Annotated in this window: 21 protein-coding genes; 11 read left to right on the forward strand and 10 right to left on the reverse strand. The window is 58.8% G+C overall.

The genetic code is table 11. The features are described from left to right. Position 1: 1 nt before the first annotated feature. The 7 genes from metK to MC50_RS24560 form a co-directional block, all read right to left on the reverse strand. Entirely contained in the window at positions 2 to 1,225 is a 1,224-nt protein-coding gene (gene metK, locus MC50_RS24530) for a methionine adenosyltransferase (protein ID WP_127913555.1), read from the reverse strand. Positions 1,226 to 1,325: 100 nt separating this feature from the next. Beyond that, positions 1,326 to 2,378, reverse strand: coding sequence for a helix-turn-helix domain-containing protein (locus MC50_RS24535; RefSeq protein ID WP_047665162.1), 1,053 nt, complete (start codon positions 2,376 to 2,378; stop codon positions 1,326 to 1,328). A gap of 2 nt (positions 2,379 to 2,380) precedes the next feature. Further along, positions 2,381 to 3,622 carry a sensor histidine kinase gene (locus MC50_RS24540; RefSeq protein WP_179275581.1) on the reverse strand — a complete coding sequence of 414 codons (1,242 nt, stop codon included), beginning with the start codon at positions 3,620 to 3,622 and terminating at the stop codon, positions 2,381 to 2,383. A gap of 355 nt (positions 3,623 to 3,977) precedes the next feature. Next, entirely contained in the window at positions 3,978 to 4,967 is a 990-nt protein-coding gene (locus tag MC50_RS24545; protein ID WP_046852236.1) for an isopenicillin N synthase family dioxygenase, read from the reverse strand. A 21-nt stretch (positions 4,968 to 4,988) separates the two neighbouring features. After that, entirely contained in the window at positions 4,989 to 6,407 is a 1,419-nt protein-coding gene (locus MC50_RS24550) for an amidohydrolase family protein (RefSeq protein ID WP_047665164.1), read from the reverse strand. An 11-nt stretch (positions 6,408 to 6,418) separates the two neighbouring features. Then, on the reverse strand, positions 6,419 to 7,408 hold the full coding sequence (locus tag MC50_RS24555; RefSeq protein ID WP_032687071.1) for an ABC transporter substrate-binding protein: 990 nt from the start codon (positions 7,406 to 7,408) through the stop codon (positions 6,419 to 6,421). 302 nt (positions 7,409 to 7,710) lie between these two features. After that, on the reverse strand, positions 7,711 to 8,610 hold the full coding sequence (locus tag MC50_RS24560; protein WP_032695229.1) for a LysR family transcriptional regulator: 900 nt from the start codon (positions 8,608 to 8,610) through the stop codon (positions 7,711 to 7,713). Between the two features lie 208 nt (positions 8,611 to 8,818). Here MC50_RS24560 and MC50_RS24570 point away from each other — a divergent pair, with 208 nt between their 5' ends. The 11 genes from MC50_RS24570 (at position 8,819) to gap (ending at position 20,130) form a co-directional block, all read left to right on the forward strand. Further along, positions 8,819 to 9,787, forward strand: coding sequence for a PDR/VanB family oxidoreductase (locus MC50_RS24570; RefSeq protein WP_047665167.1), 969 nt, complete (start codon positions 8,819 to 8,821; stop codon positions 9,785 to 9,787). Between the two features lie 11 nt (positions 9,788 to 9,798). After that, the gene (locus MC50_RS24575) at positions 9,799 to 11,082 is read left to right on the forward strand and encodes an amidohydrolase family protein (RefSeq protein ID WP_047665169.1); all 1,284 of its coding nucleotides are present in this window, start codon (positions 9,799 to 9,801) and stop codon (positions 11,080 to 11,082) included. Then, positions 11,072 to 11,527, forward strand: coding sequence for a RidA family protein (locus MC50_RS24580; RefSeq protein ID WP_032687067.1), 456 nt, complete (start codon positions 11,072 to 11,074; stop codon positions 11,525 to 11,527). Before MC50_RS24575 ends, MC50_RS24580 begins: the two co-directional genes overlap by 11 nt. A gap of 22 nt (positions 11,528 to 11,549) precedes the next feature. Beyond that, entirely contained in the window at positions 11,550 to 12,419 is an 870-nt protein-coding gene (locus MC50_RS24585; protein WP_032695233.1) for a creatininase family protein, read from the forward strand. Positions 12,420 to 12,430: 11 nt separating this feature from the next. After that, positions 12,431 to 13,414 carry an ABC transporter substrate-binding protein gene (locus MC50_RS24590; RefSeq protein ID WP_047665171.1) on the forward strand — a complete coding sequence of 328 codons (984 nt, stop codon included), beginning with the start codon at positions 12,431 to 12,433 and terminating at the stop codon, positions 13,412 to 13,414. Next, positions 13,411 to 14,241, forward strand: a complete 831-nt coding sequence (locus tag MC50_RS24595; RefSeq protein ID WP_032687064.1) for an ABC transporter ATP-binding protein — start codon at positions 13,411 to 13,413, stop codon at positions 14,239 to 14,241. The genes MC50_RS24590 and MC50_RS24595 overlap by 4 nt, the downstream gene beginning before the upstream one ends. Position 14,242: 1 nt before the next feature. After that, complete coding sequence (locus MC50_RS24600) at positions 14,243 to 15,058, forward strand: ABC transporter permease (protein ID WP_032699424.1); 816 nt, start codon at positions 14,243 to 14,245, stop codon at positions 15,056 to 15,058. A gap of 26 nt (positions 15,059 to 15,084) precedes the next feature. Beyond that, entirely contained in the window at positions 15,085 to 16,491 is a 1,407-nt protein-coding gene (locus MC50_RS24605) for an FAD-binding oxidoreductase (protein WP_190306314.1), read from the forward strand. A 114-nt stretch (positions 16,492 to 16,605) separates the two neighbouring features. After that, positions 16,606 to 17,883 carry an OprD family porin gene (locus MC50_RS24610; RefSeq protein ID WP_047665666.1) on the forward strand — a complete coding sequence of 426 codons (1,278 nt, stop codon included), beginning with the start codon at positions 16,606 to 16,608 and terminating at the stop codon, positions 17,881 to 17,883. Between the two features lie 178 nt (positions 17,884 to 18,061). Beyond that, the gene (locus MC50_RS24615) at positions 18,062 to 19,042 is read left to right on the forward strand and encodes a GlxA family transcriptional regulator (RefSeq protein WP_032695235.1); all 981 of its coding nucleotides are present in this window, start codon (positions 18,062 to 18,064) and stop codon (positions 19,040 to 19,042) included. 77 nt (positions 19,043 to 19,119) lie between these two features. Continuing rightward, positions 19,120 to 20,130, forward strand: coding sequence for a type I glyceraldehyde-3-phosphate dehydrogenase (gene gap / locus MC50_RS24620; protein WP_047665172.1), 1,011 nt, complete (start codon positions 19,120 to 19,122; stop codon positions 20,128 to 20,130). A gap of 43 nt (positions 20,131 to 20,173) precedes the next feature. On the opposite strand, the gene MC50_RS24625 is transcribed toward gap, so the two are convergent. From MC50_RS24625 to MC50_RS24635, 3 genes are read right to left on the reverse strand one after another with little or no spacing between them, the layout of a single operon-like run. Continuing rightward, on the reverse strand, positions 20,174 to 21,250 hold the full coding sequence (locus tag MC50_RS24625; protein WP_047665669.1) for an iron-containing alcohol dehydrogenase family protein: 1,077 nt from the start codon (positions 21,248 to 21,250) through the stop codon (positions 20,174 to 20,176). 28 nt (positions 21,251 to 21,278) lie between these two features. Beyond that, positions 21,279 to 22,145: an ABC transporter permease gene (locus MC50_RS24630; protein WP_032687059.1), complete on the reverse strand. Its 867-nt coding sequence runs from the start codon at positions 22,143 to 22,145 to the stop codon at positions 21,279 to 21,281. After that, complete coding sequence (locus MC50_RS24635) at positions 22,117 to 22,971, reverse strand: ABC transporter ATP-binding protein (protein WP_032695237.1); 855 nt, start codon at positions 22,969 to 22,971, stop codon at positions 22,117 to 22,119. Before MC50_RS24635 ends, MC50_RS24630 begins: the two co-directional genes overlap by 29 nt. Position 22,972 lies beyond the last annotated feature (1 nt).

Here is a 22,972-nt window from a genome sequence, read left to right on the forward strand (position 1 = left end):
GTTATTTTTCATGCAAGGGGGCACACACCGACGCGCACAGCTGACCGGCGGCATCGTCACGCAACCGCGGCGCCTTATCAGTGCGTTCCCAGGGGAAGACTTCCCGACCAAAATGGCCGTAGCAGGCCGTCTGGCGATAGCGCGGCGCCAGCAAATCAAGCTGGCGGATAATGCCATAAACGCTGAGGTCAAAATGACGGTCGACCAGCTGCGTCAGCTGGTGCGCCGACAGACGGGAAGTCCCAAAGGTATTGATGGTAACCGAAACCGGTCGGGAAAGGCCGATGGCCCAGGCCAGCTGAACTTCGCATCGCGTCGCGAGCCCCGCGGCAACGATATTTTTCGCCACGTAGCGCGCGGCATAGGCCGCCGAACGATCGACCTTCGAAGGATCTTTACCGGAAAACGCTCCACCGCCGTGGCGCGCGGCGCCGCCATAGGTATCGACAATGATTTTGCGCCCGGTCAGGCCGCAATCCGCAGCGGGCCCACCGTTGATAAACGGCCCCGCAGGATTAATCAGCAGCCGGGTGGCGGGGGTCAGCCAGCGTGCCGGAATAACCGGTTTAATTATCTCTTCCATCACCGCTTCACGCAGCGTCGCCAGCGGAAAGTCGGCGCGATGTTGCGTGGAGACCACGATGGTGTCGGCATGATCGATCCGTCCGTCGCCATAACGCAGCGTCACCTGGCTCTTGGCATCCGGTAATAACCCATCCAGCTGGCGCGTTTTACGCAGCTGCGCCTGGCGCGCCATCAGCCGGTGGGCGTAGAGAATGGGAGCAGGCATGAGCTGCGGCGTTTCATCGCACGCATAGCCGAAGGTTATTCCCTGATCGCCGGCCCCCAACGAGGCCGGGTCGCGGGCGCGGATGCCGCGAGCGATATCGTCAGATTGCCTGCCCAGCATGCTGATGACCGCACAGGTTGCGGCATCAAAACCTTTCGACGAATGGTCGTAGCCGACAGATTTCACCGTCGCCCGCACAATCTGCTCAAGGTCGATACTGGCATCGGTCGATATTTCCCCGGCCACAATCACCGCCCCGGTTTTTACCAGGCATTCGCAGGCCACTTTGGCCCACGGATCTTTGAGTAAACAGGCATCGAGAATGGCGTCAGAAATCTGGTCCGCCATCTTATCCGGGTGCCCTTCGGCAACGGATTCAGAAGTAAAGAGGTATTCATCCACGGCAGGGCCACTGTATAAAGAATCGTGTCCCATCTTAGCGGCGCGCGATGCGGCGACGAGTAAACAATCTTGCCGGGATAGCGGACTTTCTTGCGCTTACGCCGGAGTAAGCGCAAGAAAGACCGGGTGACGATCAGCCCGCCTCGGGCGAGGCGAGGCGGCGATAATCGGATGGCGCAATGCCGGTCTCTTTCTTGAAGATCCGACAAAAATAGTTCGCATCCTGCCAGGAGAGTTCCAGCGCAATGGTATTCACTTTTAGATCGCTGTATTGCAAAAGAGACCTGGCGATATTGATTTTTCGGCTGGTAATGTAACTGGAGAATCCGCTGCCGGTACTCTTTTTAAACGCCCGACTCAGATAGCACGGACTGACGAAAGCCTCCGCGGCGATATCATCCAGCGTCATGTTGTTAAGCAGGTTTTTTTCAATATGGAAACGGGCTCTGGCGACAAAATCCATGCTGCCGCTGGCGTTTTTAAACAGCTGCTCAAAGATAGCGTGGCTGAGATTGAACAACCCCACCATCACCGGCCAGTAGCGGCCGACGCCCAGACCGTGCTGATGAATGCTGTGGATCAGATCGGTAATTTTTTGCCGACACGGGATATACTTATCGCTGAGCCCGGCAAGATGCTGCAGGAGCAATTCCAGCACGTCGGTCAACCTCTTCGCCCCATCGTTATCAGACATGGGTTGCGCGCAGGCCGCATCAAGAATACCGAACAACCAGGTGTGCCAGCCGGGATAATCACAGCCGCCCATCAGATCGCTTATCGTCTGCCGCTGCTCCCGCGTCGCGACGGCCCCCTGTTCATCCACCAGCAAGGTTTTGCGGATCGTATCGCTGAGAATACTCTGCTTAACCGGTTTTAGCAGATAGTCATCCACTTTCAGGCTCAGCATATGACGCACAATGTCAAAGTCATCGTTTGCCGTGGTGACGATCACTTTGGTTTGTGTGTTTTTCGACTTGAGATACTCAATAACCTGATTGCCATTGGGGAGCGGAATGTTGATATCCACCAGCATCATATCGATTTGATTAAGTTCATCGATAAGCTGAATCGCCTTTTTCCCGGTCGACGCCTCATGAATGACAGAGTTCTCCACGCAGCGAGAGACAATCCGCTTGAGCGATTCCGACTCAATATACTCATCTTCGACAATAACAATGTTATACATTCTCACACTCCAGACTCAGCGGGCGCCATCGGGAACCGCAGTTTTACCGTGGTGCCGAGCATCGGCTTATGGGGACTGGCGATCTGCAAACCATAGTTTTCACCAAATAACAGCTGCAGGCGATTGTTGATATTATTAATGCCGATCCCGCCTTTCTGTCGATTCTGGTTGCCAGAGAGAATATGTTCAATATCCTCGGGTGAAATACCATCTCCGTTATCGGCTATCTCGATAATCACATCTTTACCATCATCGGTAGCCCGCAGAATTATGTGACTTTTGGTTTCACGCGGCTCGACAACATAATTAAAAAAGTTCTCCACCAGCGGCTGAAGAATTAAAAAAGGACAAACCGTTTCATTATATTTTTCAGGAATATCGCAAACATAGTCAAAACGCTCATTCATTCTGACTTTTTGAATGGCCATATAGCAATTGACATAATTCATTTCGCGGCCAAGGGTAATCAGACCATTGTTATTTTTGCGCAACAAATAACGCATCATATCGGAAAAGTCATGCACCATTGTTTCCGTACGGCTGGCATCTTCAAGAAACGCCAGCCGACCGATCGTATTCAGCACGTTAAACAAAAAGTGGGGGTTAATCTGGTAAGAAAGCGCCTTAAACTCGGCCTCATGTAATGAACGTTCGATCTCCACGCGTTTACGCAGTTCGCCGGTGAGCTCCTGCTCTTTTTGCCGCAGCTCACGCTGGATGTTGTTGGCATGGGCCTGCTCGACCAGATATGAGGCAACGTGCAGCAGCGTGTAGGCCGTCGATTCAAAGCGGTCGTAGGGCATGCGCGGCGTATTTTCATGCAGGTTAATCAGCCAGGGATTTTCTTGCCACAGATGATTATTGTCGAGGATATAGGGAATCGTTTGTTCTTTCTCCGCTTCTACTTTGACCTGTCCCGAAATAAACGCGCCGAGGTAATGACCATTAATCATAATGGGTACCGCAAATTCGACAAAACCACAGTAACAGCGATAAACCACCGGCTCGCCGGCGAGCATTGCCGCCCGCCCTCCGGCGCTATCGCTGTCATAGCAGTGGCGGGCAAGGGTGGCATTCATTCTTGATCGGGCGCAAAAATCAGAAAAACCGCTCGCCTGGGTGACCGGAATACCGTCCTGATCGACCACCACCAGCGCAATCATCATCGATTGACTAAAATTGTCCTGCAGCGTTTGCAACCGGTCAACATCAAGAAATTCGTGTAATTTGTATTTATTTTTCATGATATCCACCACGTCAGGTCAAATGCTGCTAAACCATACCCTATTTAGGGTTTTAAAATAATGAAACCGCTCACAAACAAAAAATGAGTTGTATGAGAAATGTTAATGTGGTGATTATATTGCTTCTGTTTTTATTATATTAATTAACATTCCTCGGCGAGCGATAATATAACCCGGGCACAACCAAGGGCAAATAAACAGAGGTGCTCGCTAACCGGCTCCTGTTCAGACGATTAAATTAAACAGCGCTATGAAATTGTTCTTTGGCCAATATCCGTTATCGATGGCTGTAAAAGCCCACGCCGTGGCGTGGACTTTTACAGGATGACCGCTCGGGAAGATCCGTCAGGGAAGTCTATCCTTTGGCAAAATTGGCCTGAATACGCTGCTGCAGATAGGCCTCCGCGGTAATCGGCGGGTATTTCGCCTGCGGCCCGAGGATCTCGACATCCTTATTGGCCTGACAGAAAAACGCCAGGCTATAGCGCGGTCCCTGATACTCATGGGCAAGCGGGCTTCTCACCCGGTGGAAGTTAGAGGGTAGCTGGTCGTCGCTCCAGCGCATCAGCATATCGCCGATATTGCAGGTGATCACCTCCTCGCGCGGCTCAATGCTGGTCCACTGCTGGCTCTCGCGGTCCTTACCCGGACACACCTGCAGCCCGCCCTGCCCAGGGCGCTGGAATAACAGCGTCAGACAGTCAAAATCCGTATGGGCGCCGGCGCGCCACATCCCCTGCTGTGCCTGGTCGCTGGCGTAGTAGTGCAGCATGCGCAATGTGCTCTGGTAGGTTTCACGATCCGGATCGTGAGCGGTGGTAAAAAACGACTCCGCAAACCCCAGCTTTAAGGCAAAGCAGGACAGCAGCTTCATCCCCAGTTGCCAGCACCGCGATTCAAACTCCAGCATCGTCTTTTTGAACGCCGGCAGCTGCTGGTCGCTGGGCCATAGCCCCGCCATCAGCGGACGGGTGATCTGGTACGACTCTTTTTGATCCGGCGTCTTCGTCGACGGCCGGACCTGCGCCTTGCTTTCCCACCCGGCATTGCGGGCCAACGGATACTGCCCCTTCACCTCATCGGGCAGGGCGAAAAACGCCTCGGTCATGCTGAACGCCTGGCGGATATCCGCCAGCGGAATACCGTGGTGGCTAACCTGGAAGAAGCCAATCTCCACTGCCGCCTCCCATAGCTGATCGGCAATCTCACTTTTCCTTTCCTCAAAATTTGCGAGATCGATGCAGCGGACTTCGCGGGTAAACGTCTCTTCCCCCGGCGCGCCCATCAGCGCTTCTTTCTCCAGTTCCTGTAATGCATAGCCCTGATTCTGAATGGATTGCGTCATTATGATTGTCCTGTATTGGGTTTAAACAGCCGCACGCTGTTGTAGGGTTCGTACCGCCGCCAGCGCGTCGCGGCGCATGGCCTCAAGATCCAGACCGGGAATCACATCTTCCTCAACGATCGGCCGCCCATTGAGCAGCAACGCTTTCAGCGAGGCCCGACCGCCGCAGGCCACCGGGCCAATCGCGATATCGTGCAGCCCGAAGTAGCGCGGATCGTCGAGGCGATAAATCGCTAAATCCGCCTGCATCCCGACGCTGATAGCGCCGCACTGCGGCAAGCCGAGGATGCGCGCGCCGCCTGCGCTTCCCCAGCGCACCACATCCTCGACCGTGGCGGCGTCGGCGCCGCCCTCAAAGGTGCCGCCGGCGTAGCGCGGCTGCGCCTGCATGCCTTTACGCGCCCGCTGCAGCAACCACGCGGCGTGGGCCTCGCTTTGCATATCCGCCGCTTCATTGGAGGCGGCGCCGTCCACTCCCAGCGATACCGGCACCCCGGCCTTTTCCAGCGCCAGCAGATCGGCAATCCCGCTTCCCAGCCGCCCGTTGCTTTGCGGACAATGGGCGATGCCGGTGCCGGTTTGCCCAAGCAGCGCGATCTCTTCCGGCAGCAGCTTCACCAGATGCGCAAACCACACGTCATTCCCCAGCCAGTCATGCTCGGCGCAGAACTGAACCGGCGTCATGGCAAACTTCTCCCGCGCAGCATCCAGATAATCCACGGTTTCCGACAGATGGCTGTGCAGCCGAATGCCCAGGTGACGAGCCAGTTTGGCCATCTCCCGCAGCTGGGCGCCCGGCGCCGAATGCAGCACGGTGGTGGGCGCCATCACCACCCGCCGCAGGGAGCCGGCGCCAGGGTGGTGATAGCGTTTGACCAACCGTTCAATATCCGCCATATAGCCATCGAAGGTTTCGGGACGCAGCGCGACCGGCAGATCCTGCTCAACGGCCCGCCCCTGGGTAGCGCCTCCGCGACACAGAACAATGCGCATGCCCAGCGCCTCGCCCTCGCTAAACACAATCTCCGAGGTATCGAAGGGCATATCGGGCCAGTATAAATAGTTGTGATCCGCGACGGTGGCGCAGCCCGATCGCAGCAGCTCCACCAGCCCGATGCGCACCGCCAGACGAAAAGTGTGCTCATCGAACGCGGCGCGAAAACGGTATGGCGTGGCGCTCAGCCATGCCGTCAGGCTCTGATTCAGCCCCTGAGGTTCCCCCTTTAACAGCGACTGAAAAAGATGGTGATGCGTATTCACCCATGCCGGATAGACCACGCAGTCCCGGGCATCGATCTGCCGCTCCTCCGGCAGCGCCGCCAGCGAACCAATGGCGGCGATAACGCCATCGCGAATACGGATATCCTGCCCGGCCAGCCGCGCAGCGTCCCCCGGGAGACCGCTGAGGATGGCATGCGCGTTTTTAATCAATAATGACATAGCGTCGCTCCTCAGGGTTTAACCTGCATAGCCTGCACAAACTCGGTGGTATAGGCCTGCTTCCAGTCGGTCGCGGCATCCAGCAGGTTGGCGCTAACCATAAAATCACGGGTCTTCCGCCAGCGCGTTTCCGTCATCGTTCCCCAACCCTCGGTAGCGGCGTCGCCGCCATCAATCAGGTGATGCTGGCGGATTTGTGTGACGGCCCAGGCCAGCAGATCGTCGGTCATTTTGGGGTTATCTTGTTTAATCAACGCATTTCCCGGGGCCGGATTGTTCAGGTAGCTCACCCAGCCTTCCATCGACGCGCGGACAAACTTCGCCATCGCCGCTTTGCGATCGGCGATGGTTTCCGGGCGGGCAATCATGATGCCGCCGTAGGGGGGATAGCCGTGTTCGGAAAACAGGAAGAAGTTCGCTTTCACCCCCGCCTTTTGCACCTGGAAAACCTCGGAGCTGACGTAGGCCTGCTGGGCGACGTTGTTATCCGCGACAAAGGGTTGAATATTGAAGGTGTAGGGTCGGGCCTGGGCATCATTCAGTTGATAGTGCCCCTTCAGCCACGGCCACCACGTCGCCTGGCCGGAGCTGGAGACCAGAATGGTTTTCCCTTTCAGCCCCTCCAGCGAGCTAACATCGGCGTGGGTCAGCAGCCCCTGGGGATCATACTGAAAGGGGGCGGCAATGGCTTTGGCCTGGAATCCCCGCTGAATGCCTTCCAGCAGCTGCAGATCGTAGCCGATAATGACGTCAGCCCGTTTTGATAACAGCAGCTGCATGCCGTTAACCTGGGGGCCGCCGGAGCGAATGTCGACATCCAGACCATATTTTTTGTAGATCCCCGTTGCCTGGGCCTGATAATAGCCGCCCTGCTCCGCCTGGGCGTACCAGGAGGTCAGCAGAACAATTTTATCCTCGGCCTGAACGGCCAGAGACAGACCGCTCAGGGCAACCAGGCCCAGCACACGGTAGCCCCAGGGAATGCGTGAACGTATTTTCATTGCCCCTCTCCTCATAACGCCGGGAAAGAGGACGAGCGGACAACGGCTCAGCCTCCCACCCCGGTCAACATTGAACCGCGAAATGGTTACTGAGCAATGTCCCGTACGGATAAACCGCACTGACCGCTTATACTCATGTTCAGTTATACAAAAACTGTGCCAGGGGCGATCGGCATACCTCATCCCCGGCGCCCCGCCAGAATCGCGCGTCGTCGGCGACGCCCTCTCATGCAACCTTTGATTCACTAACACACAAAACGCACCATAATGGTGCGTTCGTGGAATGTTTTAGTGCCTGCGGGTCAAATCTGGCTGAAGAGGATTTCCAGCTGCTTGAGCATCATGGAGGCGGCAAGCGACAGCTGCCGGGCGGGGGAGACGCACAGCGCCAGGGTGAAGGGTTTAAGCTGCGGATCGGTCAACGGAATAAACGCCAGCTGACCGGACTGAATCTCATCCAGAATATCCAGGCGACACAAAATACCGATGCCCATCTGCTCTTTGATCAGGGTTCTTATCATGTGAATGTTATTAGAAACAGCCACTTCCCTAACCTCATTGCCGCTGATATTCACCAGCGCCTCCACCGGCTCGCCGATCATCAGCGGCGCGGAAGGAATGATAAACGGGTACTCGATGCACTGATTAAACCGCACGGCGCTACGGCTTTCCAGCGGGTGGCCCTTAGGCACCACGATCCCGAGATTCATTTCGGCAAAGGCCCGGACCTGCAGTTCACGGGAACTTTGGGGGTTGAGCATGATACCAAAATCCGCCTCGCCCGAGATCAGCGCCTGCTGGATGTTGATATTGTTCATGGTGGTTAATGTAAAAGAAATGTTGGGATAATGGTTATGCACCTCCTTCAGCATCGCCGAAAAGAAATGCCGGTTAATGGCATCGATAGTGGCGATGCGCACATGCCCGCGCCGCAGCCCGCGCAGGTCATCCAGCTGCTCGCACACCCGGGTAAAGTCCTTTTTCCAGTTATTTGCCGCATGCAGCAGCAGCTCCCCGGCGGCCGTCAGGCGCAGCCCCGTAGGATGGCGCTCGAATAGCGGCATCGCCAGCTCATTTTCGACGCGCAAAATCTGACGATCGATGGAAGACGCCGAGACGTGCAGCGCCTCTGACGCTTTACGAAACGACCCCTGGCGGGCCACTTCGGTGAAATACAGCAGAAAACGGGAGAATGCAAACATGGTCTGGGTGCTCTCTTTTTTGCAACGGGTTGTGCGAATCAAAGCTCTGGACGCAACAGTTTTATCACAATACCGTAGCATTCATAGCGGAGAAACAATCGTTTCACCAATTAACTCGCATACCGGACAGCCTACGGCGCAGGGCGTTTTCTCCCTTCGCTGACTCAGGCCGCCCTGCTGACAGCTTAATATGGGAGGGCAAAGGTTAATGAAAGACGGCGATCTGATTCCTGTATCGGTCAAGGAAATAAGCCCAAACGGGCTGGGTAATCTGTCATTAAAATTCATTCCCGAAGACGGAAAAATATTCCCCGGCTATTCTGCGGGTGCCCATATCGATATTATGATTCCCGGCATCGGCCCACGGCAGTATTCCCTCTGCGGGATGCCTGACCAGCGGCAAAGTTATGAAATTTGCGTCAAGCTGGGCGCGGTTTCCTCCGGCGGCTCCCGCTATCTGCACCATGAGCTTAAACCCGGCGACCGACTCTCCATCTCCCGCCCGCGCAACCATTTTCCGCTGCCGGCGGCCAGGCGCTACCTGCTGCTGGCCGGCGGTATCGGCATGACCCCGCTGCTGGCAATGGCGGAAGAGATAGCACGGCAAGAGCTTGATTTTGAAATTCATTATTATGTCGCCACCGCGCGGCACGTGGCCTTTGCCGCGCGGCTGGAGCAGCTCTCTGCGGCGGGAAATGTCGTTATCCATTGCAGCGACGAGGGCGACTCTTTGCGCCGGGAGATCCCCGCCTGTTTAACCGCGGCGGAAATCGATACTGCGGTGATTGCCTGCGGCCCGGACGGCTTTATTCAGCGGCTACAGGATACGATGCCAATATATGGCTGGCAGGCCGCGCAATTCTTTTTTGAGCGCTTTACTCCGGTCGAGCGGAATAATGAAGCGGAGAATAACAGTTTTTATATTGAACTGGCATCAAGCGGCCAGCGCCTGCAGGTTGCGCCGGAACAAACCATCGCCGAGGTATTATTGCACGCCAGAGTCGAGGTTATGCTCTCCTGCGAACAGGGGATCTGCGGCTCCTGCATTACCGACGTTATCGACGGCATTCCTGAACACCGGGACTGCGTCCTGACGGCGGAAGAAAAAGCCAGCAATAGTCAGATTACCCTGTGCTGTTCGCGGGCGAAAACGCCGGTTCTGGTTCTCGACCTGTGAGGAGAGCGACGATGCACATTCCCTCCCCCCACATGCCGCTTGCTGGCGTCAGCAACGCCCGCCTTCCGGCATGGGCGCTGCCTGCGGATTGGCCGACGCAACATAACGGTACGCCGCTGAGCGCGGACCTGACCTTTGCCGACGGGCGAATCGCGACGATAGCGCCCTCCGGCCAACCGAATCACGGCTTATGGGATCTCGGCGGAGCGCTGGCGCTGCCCGGCCTTGTCGAACCCCACGCCCATCTGGATAAGACCTATACCCTTGAACGCTGCCGTCCGTCGGAACCCGGTCTGCTGGCCGCCATTCGCGCCATGCACGAGGATCGCCGGCACTGGACCGCGCAGGATCTCCAGCGCCGCGCGTCCGCCGCGCTGGCGCGGGCGGCGGCCAATGGCGTCACGCATTTGCGCACCCATATTGACTGGTTCACCGCCGAGGCACCTGACGCCTGGCGGGAGATCGCCCGCCTGGCGCATCCCGGCGTCAGCCTGGAGCGGGTGGCGCTGGTGCCGCTGGGACTGTTTGCCGACCCGGCCGCCGCGGAGGCCATTGCGCAGGCGGTAGCCGAAGGCGGCGAGGGCTGTTTACTCGGCGGGTTTGTCCACTCCTCCAACTGGGATCCCGCGGCCATGGAAAACCTGCTGCGCAGCGCGGCCCGCTGGCGGCTGGATCTGGATCTGCATATCGATGAGGAGCTCAACGACCATCCCCGGGGGCTGGCCTGGCTGGCGGAGTCCCTCTCCCGCCATGCTTTTCCTGGACACATTTGCTGCAGCCACGGCTGCGCCCTCGCCAGCGGCAGCGAGGAGCAGGCGGAGAAGATCCTGCGCCAGCTGGCGGCGCACTCCGTCACCCTTATCGCCCTGCCGATGACCAACCTGCTGCTACAGGATGCGGTGACTGGCCGCACGCCGCGCCAGCGGGGGATCACGCTGCTTCAGGAGGCCCGCTCTGCCGGCGTTGCCACCCTGCTCGGCTGCGACAATGTGCAGGACGCTTTCTGCCCGGCGGGGAGCTATGACCCGCTGGATACCCTGGCCTGCGGCCTGTTCAGCGCCCAGCTCAGCGACGTTTTCGACCGGCAGTCGCGGCTGATTTGCGACCGGGCGGCGTTAACCGCTGCGCCGGAGGAGGCTACGCCTTTCGCCGTCGGCAACGCGGCCACGCTGGTGATTTTCCCGGGTAGCGACAGGTTTACCTGGCCTTTAAACAGCGCAGCTCGTCTGGTGGTTAACCGCGGCCGGTTAACCCACCAGCGGGTGTGGCAACAGGAGATGACGTATGAGTCTTGAAGCAGGCGCGGGGGCTCCGCTGGCGCGGTATGCCGCCTGGCGCAGAGCCGGCGATTTTATTTTTCTTTCCGGCATTATCCCGGTCAACCCGCTGAACGGCACCATCGTCAACGGCTTTCAGGATGTGCCGGAGGAGGTGCGGGAGCTGCTGGGGGAAACGGGCGAGTTTTCGACGGATGCGAAACAGGGGCCGATCCTGGCCCAGAGCTGGTACGTGCTGGAAAGCATCCGCCGGACCGTGGAATCCGCGGGTGGGCAGATGAGCGACGTCATCAAACTGGTGCAGTACTTTCGCAATCTTGACCATTTTCCCTATTACAGCCGGGTAAGGAAGCTGTTTTACCCCGGCCAACCGCCGGTTTCGACCGTGGTGCAGGTCAGCGAAATGCTGCCCGACGCCACGGTGCTTATTGAAGTTGAAGCGACGGTCTGGTTACCCCAATAATTCTCGACCCAGAGGCACAGCGATGATCAACGGTTATATTCCTGCAGAGCGCTTTCTCCCTTTTCTGAGCTGGACGGCGATTGCCGACCTGCCGGACAAAAGCAATACGGTTATCGTGCTCCCCACCGGCGCGATTGAGCAACACGGTCCGCATCTGCCCTGTTCCGTGGACAGCGTGATCTCTTCCGGCGTCGCGGGCCATGCCCTCGCCCGGCTGCCGGCGGATATCCCGGCCTATGCCATCCCGCCGATCACCTACGGTAAGTCTGACGAGCATCTGCATTTTCCCGGCACCCTGACCCTGAGCGGCGACACGCTGCTGCACACTCTCCTCGAGATAGCCGAATCCCTGTATCGGGCCGGCTTTCGCAAGCTGCTGATGATCAACGGTCACGGCGGACAGCCGCAGGTCCTGCAGATGGCCTCCCGGGAAATGCGCCTGCGTCACGGCGATATGATCCTCATCCCGCACGACGTGTTCAACGTCCCCAACAGCGAAAAACAGTTTCTCAGCCCTCAGGAACAGAAAATGGCGATGCACGCGGGCCATAGCGAAACGGCGTTGATGCTGGCCCTTGCACCGGAGTGCGTTCATATGGCGCGCGCCGTCGCCAACTTTCCGCCGCCGTTCCCCTGCCCGACCCTGTCGAAAGGCCGTCCCGCGGCGGCCTGGGCCTCTTACGACTTTGGCCCCAGCGGCGTTATCGGCGACCCGACCCCCGCCACTCTGGAGCAGGGCCAGGGGCTGCTCGAATCCCTGGCCGTCAGCTGGGCGCAGGCGATTAGCGAAATCCACCGCATGGAGTGGGTCGTCCGTCACGAACCAAGCTGGGGAAAACACCACTGGAACGGCTTTGTGCAGTCCACCCCTTCCTCTTCCGTTGCTGAGTAAAAGGAACTCTGATGAAAAATATGCGTACTCCGGCTTACACGATGCTGACCCTTGCGGCCATCGCCACCTCCGCATCCTGCCTCGCGGCGGAAAAATTTACCTTCCTCACCAACTGGTATGCCCAGGCGGAACACGGCGGCTTCTATCAGGCCCAGGCCAAAGGGCTGTATAAAAACGCCGGCCTCGACGTCGACATTAAAATGGGCGGCCCGCAGATCAACGTCATGCAGCTGATGGCGGCGGGTCAGGCGGATTGTACCCTCGGCGACAACGGCCAGGCGCTGGAAACCTGGCAGGCCGGCGTGCACGCCGTCACCGTCGCCACCGTTTTTCAGCACTCGCCAACGGTATTTATCACCCATGATAAGGTCGATAACCCGGCACAATTAAAAGATAAAACCTTCCTGCTCGCCACCGAAGCCTATACCTCTTTCTGGCCGTGGGCGAAGAGCGAGCTGGGGCTGGGCAGCACCAAAGTGCGTCCCTATACCTTCAACGTCCAGCCGTTCCTGGCGGACAAAAATCTGGTACAGCAGGGCTACGTGACCTCCGAACCGTTCTCCGTCGCCAAAGGGGGGCAGCCGTTCTACGTCTATCCGCTCAGCGACTGGGGCTACCCTCCCTACGGCAACTCGATTATCTGTATGACCGACACCATCAAGAAACGTCCGGCGGCCGTGGCGGCGTTCGTCAAAGCCTCGATGGAGGGCTGGAAAAGCTATCTTCAGGATCCCGGCGCCGGGAATGCGCTGATTAGCAAAGCGAATCCGCAAATGGGGGCCGAGCAGATCGCCTTCGGTATTGCCCAGATGAAGAAATATCAGCTGGTCACCGGCGGCGACGCCATGACCGACGGCATCGGTATCATCACCCGCCCGCGGCTGAAGAAAACCTGGGACATGCTGGTGAAAAACAAGCTGATCGATGCCAGCAAAGTGCCTTTTGAGCAGACCTATACCCTGGATATGGTCAAAGATGCCGGAGTCATGCCATGAATACCGCTCCTAAACTTACCGTCATGAGCGACAGCCGCTTCGCTCAGGCGCCCGCGACGCCGGCCATCGAAGTGCTCTCGGCAGAGAAGATTTACAGCAACGGCACCCGGGCGCTGCTGCCCGTCAATCTGACCATCAATCAGGGGGAGTTTGTTACTCTGCTCGGCCCCTCCGGCTGCGGTAAGAGCACCCTGTTGAAAATGGTCGCCGGCCTGGTGGAGCCCAGCGACGGCAAGCTGATGCTGTGGCGTCGCGATAGCCGGGAAAAAGCCCAGGTCCCCCTCTCTTTCGTTTTCCAGGAAGCTACGTTGATGCCCTGGAGCAGCGTCCACAGCAACGTCCGGCTGCCTCTGGATCTGGCCGGCGTTCCGCGGGCGGAAGCCAACACCCGGGTGAGCGAAGCCCTGGAACTGGTGGGGCTGGGCAAGTTCGCCAACGTCCTGCCGCGCGAGCTATCCGGCGGCATGCAGATGCGCGTCTCCATCGCCCGTGGCCTGGTGACGCGGCCCAAACTGCTGCTGATGGATGAGCCCTTCGGCGCGTTGGATGAAATTACGCGTAATAAGCTCGATAGCGATCTCCTGCGTCTCTGGCAGGAGCAGAACCTGACGGTGGTGTTCGTCACCCATTCGATCCATGAAGCGGTGTTCCTCTCTCAGCGGGTGATTATGATGGCGGCCCGCCCGGGCCGGGTGGTCGAAGATATCGCCATCAGAGAGCCGTTCCCACGCAGTGAAGAGTTCCGCGTCAGCCCGGCATTTTCCCACTATGCCCGACAGCTGCAGGACAGTCTCTTACAGGCAAGCCAATCCGGTATGGAGTCCTAATATGAAAGCCGCTAAATCGACACCGTGGATTAATCATCCCCGTTTTCTCAAAATTCTCTATCCAACCCTCGTCGCGGTGCTGGTGATTTTGCTGTGGCAGGGGGCGGTCAGCTATTTCCGCATCCCGCAATTTCTGGTGCCTTCCCCCCTCGTGATGGTGGAAAGCCTGTGGACGCATCTGACGCCGCTGCTGCTGTCATTGCTGTTCACGCTGAAGATCACCCTGATCTCATTTCTCCTGTCGATCGTCATCGGCACCGCCATTGCGTTTATCCTGGTGCAGAACCGTTTTGTGGAAACCGCGCTGTTTCCCTACATCGTCTTCCTGCAGGTAACGCCAATTGTCGCCATCGCGCCGCTGATCATTATCTGGGTAAAAGACGCCACCCTCTCACTGGTGGTGTGCTCAACCCTGATGGCGGTCTTCCCGATTATCTCTAATACCACCCAGGGATTGCGTAGCGTATCGCCCGGCCTGCTGAGCTATTTCAGGCTCAACCACGCCAGCCGTTTGCAAACCCTGGTACGACTGCGCATTCCCTCCGCGCTGCCCTATTTCTTCGGCGCCCTGCGTATTTCCAGCGGTCTGTCGCTGATCGGCGCCGTGGTGGCGGAGTTTGTCGCCGGTACCGGCGGCACCAATACCGGCCTCGCCTATCAGATCCTGCAGGCGGGTTACCAGCTGGACATCCCGCTGATGTTTGCCGCTCTGCTGTTAATTTCCCTCGCCGGTATCGCGCTGTTTGGGGTGATGTCCTGGGTGTCGCAGCGGGCGCTCAGCGCATGGCATGAAAGCGAAGCGGTGCAATCTCACTAACGTATTGATGATTAACAGGTAGAAAAATGATGACTCGTGAGCAACGTCAACAGGCGGTCGCGCTGATCCAGCAGGCATTGCCGGAGCTGGAGTGGACCTTACAGCCGGCGAAGATCAAACGTCTTTCCCGCGATTTTCACTGGTTCAGCCCGGTGCTCAACCAGCAGCTGGAGGGAAAACAGGCGGACGCGGTGGTCCGTCCGCGGGACGAAGAAGAGCTACGGCAGCTGGTTGCCGCCTGCGTGCAGCAGCAGCTGCCGCTTACCCTGCGCGGCAGCGCCACCGGCAATTATGGCCAGCTGGTGCCCCTCGAGGGCGGAGTGCTGGTCGATATGACCGCCCTGAAGCGGATCTGCGAACTCAAAAACGGCACGGTGCGCGCCCAGGCCGGCATTCGCCTGGCGGAGATTGAAGACGCCACCCGTCCGACGGGATGGGAGCTGCGTTGCATGCCGTCGACCTTCCGTCTGGCCAGCTTAGGCGGCCTCTACTGCGGCGGTTTTGGCGGCATCGGTTCCATTAACTACGGTCCCCTGGCGGCGCCCGGCAATGTGCTCAGCGTCAAAGTGATGACCGTGGAGGCCTCGCCCCGCGTGTTGACCATTCCGGCACCGCAGGCGCTGCTGCTGCATCACGCCTACGGCAGCAACGGCATCATCCTTGAAGTCGAACTGGCGCTGGCTCCCGTGCACCGCTGGATTGAACGCCTGGATGTGTTTGACGACTTCGCCGACGCCCTGAAGTATGCCAACGAGTGCCTCCGCTCGCCCGGCTTCGTCAAGCGCCAGCTGGCGCTGCTTGCCGCGCCGATCCCCGACTATTTTAGCCACCTTAACGGCCACTATCGGGCCGGGCAGCACGCGGTCATCAGCGTTATCGCCGAGGAGAGCGAAGGTCTCTGTCACGGTCTGGTGCTGAAACATCAGGGAGAAAATGCCATCCGCCAGAGCGGCGATGAGGCCCGGGAGAGCCATACCTCATTAATGGAATATTGCTGGAACCACACCACGCTGCATGCGCTGAAAATCGACAATACGCTGACCTATTTACAAACCGCGTTTAATTATCAGCGCTTCGCGGAGCAAATTTTGCAGATGGAGCAGCGGTTCGCCGGGGAGGTCATATCGCATATTGAATTTCTCCGCGATAATGATGGCAATATTACCGCCAGCGGCCTGCAGCTGGTGCGCTATTCGACAGAAGAGCGACTCAATGAAATTATGCAGATATTCCGCGATAACGACATCAAGATTAATAACCCGCATGTTTTGCAGGTTGAAGACGGCAAGCAGGGAATTATTCGCCCGGATGTCGTGGCCGTTAAAAAATATATCGACCCGGATGGTTTACTTAACCCAGGCAAGCTGCGCGGCTGGGCGCTGCGCGACCAGTTAGTCTTAGACAACAATCCGTTGTTGTTAACCGATAAATAAAATCCAGACCATTTACCAACCCTACAGAATAAAAGCACAAGGTGATCATCCGCCATATTCATGGCCGGTATTTTTCTTTCCGAAATTGCAGTGATATTTAACAGGGTGATGTCAATGAAACGCAAAAACATATATCGCGGAGCGACGCTGGGCGCCTTGCTCATTTCCCAGGGGATATTTATCGATGCCAGCCACGCCGCTATTCCATTAACCCACGACTGTGAATCCGGCATCGCCGGTTCACTCAGCGAATTCTTTACCTGCGGGAGCGTCAGCGGCAGCCTGCGCACATTATATTATTCAACCCATAATGCCTATTTTGTTTCGGGCCTGTCGCAAGATACGGTCAGCTACGGCGGCAGCGTCAAATATGCTACGGCGGAATATTATGGCGTCAGCCTCGGCGTCAGCGGCATTCTGCAGCGCGGAATTTCCCATAACGATGACCATCTGGTTAACGAACTTGGCCCCAATCAAACCGGCGTCGGCGAAGCCTGGCTCAGCTGGCATTATGACCAGTTCCGCATCACCGCCGGCGACCAGCGGATTAATATTCCTTTTATCGGCGACTATGACTGGCGCATTACGCCGATACTTTTCCGGGCGATTGATGCCAGCTATGGCGATAGCGACAATTTCCTGCACGCCACGAAAATCACCCGCTATAAACCCTGGGGCGACGATCGGTTTCTGGATACCACCGCGTATACCGACATCGAGCAGAGCACCAACGGGATGTGGGGCGTCGGCGGCGGACGATCCATATCGTTCGGCGATCGCAAAGTTAACGCCCAGATGTGGTACGAAAACTATGACGACTATACGCGGATTGTCTACGCCGACAGCTTCCTCTCGTGGAACGAATATGCCGCTGCGCCCAAAATCGGCCTCCAGTTCATTCGCGGCCTGAGCGAAGGCAAAGCGCTGGCCGGCGAGGTGAACAGCACCAGCTATGGCGCGCAGTTCAGCATGAAGCTGGCCCCGTCTCTGGCATGGACGCTGAATTATAACCACATCGCCGCCAACGGTAACGCTTACGGCAACGGCGCCCTGGTGACGCCGTACGCGCACAATACCTCTTCCGGCCCCTACTTCGCGCAGCCCTTCTTTACCAGTACCCAGGACCTCGGCAGCGGCAACGCCTACTCCACCGACCTGAACTGGGCCGCCACGGAGCAGGTTTCCCTCGGCAGCCGCTACTCGTTTATGGATTTAACCCCCGTGGCGGGCGCCTCCAGCAGCCACCAGTCTGAATACCTGATCTACGGCACCTACCGTTTCGGGGGAGTGCTGAACGGGCTGAGCCTGACGGACTTTGCCGGCGTACAGACCAACTCCACCTCGGATAAAAATTTCTGGCAAAACCGTCTGGCTCTACAGTATGACTTTTAACTGCCTCACGGCCGACGCCCGCCCCGCGCGCCTGCGGGGTTAGCGCCCGGGCATCAATGCGCGATGGTCGCATTGATGCCCTGCCCCACCTCCAGAGCCGCAGCCTGCCATCGTCCTCCCGCAAACCACCACCACCTTCCCTGTTGACTTATTTTGTCAAAGGTTTACTTTTCAGGACATGAAGAAAATACTGATTATCGTCCCCGATGGCGGCATGCTCTTTGAATCCGCCGGTATTGCCGACATTCTGATGCAGGCCAACAGACTGCACGCGGAGGGGGCTGAGCGCCCGCGCTACCGCGTTGCCCTCGCCACCACCCAGCCCCACCAGGTGATCCACGGTCAGTCCGGGCTGAACCTGCTTGCAGACCATCGTCTTCACGAAGTGGATCCGCGCGAGCCGCTCGATACCATCATCATCACCGGCAGAGGGCAAAACGAGCAGGAAGGCATCGCCGTGGTCGACTGGCTGCGCCTCGCCGCGCCCCACGCCCGACGCATCGCCTCCGTATGCGGCGGCGCGATGCTGCTGGCGCAAAGCGGGCTGCTGAACGGCCGGCGGGCCACCACCCACTGGAAGCTGCTGGACACCCTGCAGTCGGCTTTCCCGGAGGTACGGGTAGAAGGCGGGCCGCTGTATATTCAGGACGGTCCGATCTGGACCTCCGGCGGCGTCAGCTCCGGTTTCGACCTGACGCTGGCGCTGGTGGAAGACGATTACGGCTTCACCCTCGCCCGCGATATCGCCCAGGATATGGTGATGTACCTCCGTCGCCCCGGCGGTCAGCTGCAGTTTAGCCGCTACAACCTCGACCAAATCAACAGTTCAGGCCCGATAAGCGAGCTGCTGAAGTGGATCCTCGCCAATATCACCGCCGATCTCTGTGTCGAAGCGCTGGCGGAAAAGGTCGCGATGAGTCCGCGCAATTTTACCCGCGTGTTTACCCGTGAAACCGGAGTCTCTCCGGCGCGCTACGTTGCCGAAGCGCGCCTGGCCGCCGCCAGACAGCTGCTGGAGCAAACGAGCGACACGCTGGAAAGAGTCGCCGAACAATCCGGTCTTGGCAGCGCCATTAACCTGCGCCGCATCTTTGAAAAACAGCTGCACCTGACGCCGGGCGAATACCGGCAGCGTTTTCACTGCCGAAAAATGGCGTAAAGTGATCGTTATTCGTCATTTACGCCGAAATGCCGACAACCTACAGTAAACCAGAGACAACAAATAAGGAGTGGATCATGGTTAAGGTCGGTATTAATGGTTTCGGCAGAATCGGGCGTAACGTCCTGCGCGCGGCGCTGGGCAATCCGGATATTCAGATTGTGGCAATCAACGATCTGACGGACAGCAAAACGCTGGCCCACCTGTTGAAATATGACTCGCTGCTGGGCACCCTGCCGGTAGCCGTGGAGGCAGCCGACAGAGCGCTTAGCGTCGATGGTCAATCCGTCATCGTCTACAGCGAACGCGACCCGGCGCGTATTCCGTGGCGAGATGCGGGGGTGGACATCGTCATCGAAGCCACCGGGTTCTTTACCGAACGTGAAAAAGCGGCGGTCCACATTCACAGCGGCGGCGCGAAACGGGTGATCATCTCGGCGCCCGGCAAGAATGACGATTTAACCATTGTGATGGGGGTTAACCACGAGCTGTACGATCCGCAGCAGCATTCGGTCGTCAGCAACGGCAGCTGCACCACCAACGGCCTTGCCCCGGCAGCTCAGGTTCTGCATCAGCATTTCGGGATCAAGCATGGCCTGATGAACACCACCCACGCCTACACCAACAGCCAGGCGCTACATGACCAGCCGGAAAAAGATCTCCGTGGCGCCCGCGCGGCAGCGTTATCCATCGTTCCCTACTCCAGCGGCGCCGCCAAAGCGCTGGGCAAAGTGATCCCTGAACTGGATGGCCGCCTGACCGGCTACTCGCTGCGCGTGCCGGTGCCGGTGGTGTCGATTGTCGACCTTACCGTCACGCTGGAGCGCGAGGTGACGGCAGAACAGGTGAATGAGGCATTCCGCCAGGCCGCCGCTTCCGGCCCGCTGCAGGGCATTCTCGGCTACAGCGACGAGCCGCTGGTCTCCAGCGACTATCAGGGCGACCCGCGTTCTTCCATTATCGATGGCCTGTCGACGCTGGTGATTGGCGGGAATATGGTCAAGATCCTCGCATGGTATGACAACGAGTGGGGCTTCTCCAACCGTCTGGTCGATTTGGCGCAGTTTATGGCCCGGCGCGAGCGCTAACCCTGCCGGGGATGAACGCCCGACGAGCGCGGGCGTTCACCGTCTACTGCCGGTTGAGGGTCGCCAGCAGCGCCTGCTGCAGGCTGGCGCTATCTACCGGGAAGGGCAGATGTTCACGCGCCTCCGGTTTAATCTTCACCCCTGCCGCAATGCCTGCCAGCAGGGGGCGCGGATCGCCGCTTCCCCATTCGGCAGGCGTCAGCGGCACCTCCATCCGCCGCAGCCAGCCCAGCAGCGGCTCGCGGTCGACCGGGTCACGGTGTTGCAGTATCGCCTGTACGGCCAGCCCATAGCCCACCTTTTCGCCATGCAGCCAGTGATGAAACGCCTGTTGATGGGTCATGCTGTTGTGAATCGCGTGGGCCACGCCAATCCGCTGGCTCTCATCGCGGACGCTGTTGGCCAGCCCGGCGAAGGCAATCACCGCATCGATGGTCTGCACTAACGCCCGGGTCACCCGCTGACGGCGATTATCCTCCAGCGCCTGCATGGCAGACGACTCAAAAACCTCCAGCGCCATCGCTGAAAACTTGAGCTGCAGCGTCAGCCCGGGCGCGTCACCGTCTGGCGACTGATAGGGACTGAATTCAAACCATTTCGCCAGCGCATCAACGATCCCGGCTTTTAAAAAACGCACCGGCGCGGCGGCGATGACCTCACTATCCACGAGGATCCAGGCGGGAAACCGCCGCAGCGGCAGGCTGCCGCTATGCCCACCCTGACGGTTGTAAAGCACGCTGAATGGCGACCATGCGGCGCAGGTTGCCGCCACCGTGGGCACCTGAATCACCGGCAGTTGCCCGGCCAGCTCTCCCACCCCTTTTGCCGTATCCATCACGGCACCGCCGCCAAGGCCAACCACGCCCTGCGCCCCGCTCTCCTGCGCCTGGCGCGCCAGATTTTGCACGGTCGCGAGGGTACATTTCCCGGTTAAACGGGCGACGTCAAAAGCGATACCTTCACGCTGAAGGCTGTGGCCTAGCGCGTCTCCGGCCACGCCAAGGGCATGGCCGCCGGCGACAATCAAGACCCGGCGGGCAAGCGGCGCAACGTATTCCCCCACCTTGTTGAGCACCCCCGCCTGCTGCAAATAATTTTCCGGCACTTTCATCGCTATCATGCGCATTCTTCTCCCTCTTGTTCCGGCGCTAGTTCTGCATACCCCAGCGTTTTACCGTCAGCCTTTCCAGGGTCGCAAATACCAGCCCCTCAACCAACAGGCCAATAGCGGTGACCATCACCAGACCGGCAAATACCCGGTCGGTGTACATCTCATTGCGGTTCTGGAAAATGTACCACCCGAGCCCGCCGCTGCCGCTCGATGCGCCAAATACCAGCTCCGCCGCAATCAGCGTCCGCCAGGCAAAGGCCCAGCCGATTTTCAGCCCCGAGAGCAGCGCCGGCAGCGCAGCGGGGATCAGGATCCACAGCACGTATCGCCATCCGCTTAATCCATAGTTACGCCCGGTCATTTTCAGCGTCTCCGGCACGCTCATAAAGCCGGACCAGGTATTCAGCGCCATGGGCCAGACCACCGAATGGACGATAACAAACACCAGGCTCGCGTTGCCGAGGCCGAACCACAGCAGCGACAGCGGCAGCAGCGCGATGGCGGGAAGCGGGTTAAACATCGCCGTCAGGGTGCTCAGTAAATCCCGGCCAATGCGCGTCGAGATAGCCAGCGCGCTGATGAGCAGCGCCAGAAACGTGCCCAACAAATAGCCTTTCAGCAGCAAACCGATCGATAGCCATGCCCGGCGGGGCAGCTCGCCGCTCGCGATATCCTCCTGCAGAGCGGTAAAGGTTTGCCAGAAACCGGGAAACATCAGGTCATTATTTTGCCAGCGCGCCGCCCCTTCCCATACGGCGATCAGCACCAGCAGCAGCAGGGATTTACGCAGCCATGCCTGATTTCCCAGCCGCACGAGCAGCGGCAGCGGTTCGGCTAGCGTGAAATTCTCCAGCGGCGGCAGCTCGCGCTGGTATTCAGGCCGGACAGGAGGTAGGTTGCTCATATGGACTCCCTGAGTGATTATCCTTTACGCCGCCCTCGGGTAATGCCGCCGGCGGAAATAACAGGTCGTGGATCCGCGCGACATCGGCCTGGAACCCTTCCCCACCGGCATCCGCCAGCGTGTACTGATGACAGTTCAGCTCGGCCTTCACCCGCCCGGGATGCGGCGACAGCAGCAGCACCCGGCTGCCGACGATCAGCGCCTCTTCGATAGAATGGGTGACAAACAGCAGCGTAAACCGCACCTCTTCCCACAGGCTAAGCAGCTCCTCCTGCATTTTGCGCCGGGTCAGCGCATCGAGGGCGGCAAAGGGCTCGTCCATCAGCAGGACCTGGGGATGCAGCGCCAGCGCGCGCGCAATGGCGACCCGCTGCTTCATCCCGCCGGAGAGCGTATTAGGGTAGGCATGGCGAAACGCGCCGAGCCCCACCTTATGCAGGAAATACTCCGCGCGCTCCATCGCCTCGGCTCGTCCCGCCCGGCGGCTGGCGATCAGCGGGAAAGCGATGTTTTCCGCCACCGTTTTCCACGGCGGTAGCTGGTCAAACTCCTGAAAAACCATCATCCGGTCGGGGCCAGGGCGATTAACCGTTTCTCCCGCCAGGCGGATCGCCCCGGAGACCGGGGGCAAGAATCCGCCAATGGCTTTCAGTAAACTGGATTTTCCGCAGCCGGACGGCCCGAGCAGGACAAACCGGTCCCCCGGCCAGACGTCAAAGCTGACGTCATGGGTGGCCTGCACCAGCCGCTCGCGGGTGCGGTATTGCAAATTAACGCCCTCAACGCGCAGCAGAGGCGGGGGTAATGCGACGGATAGTTCAGACATA

Origin of the sequence: Klebsiella planticola, from assembly GCF_000783935.2 — a bacterium.
Taxonomy (GTDB): domain Bacteria; phylum Pseudomonadota; class Gammaproteobacteria; order Enterobacterales; family Enterobacteriaceae; genus Klebsiella; species Klebsiella planticola.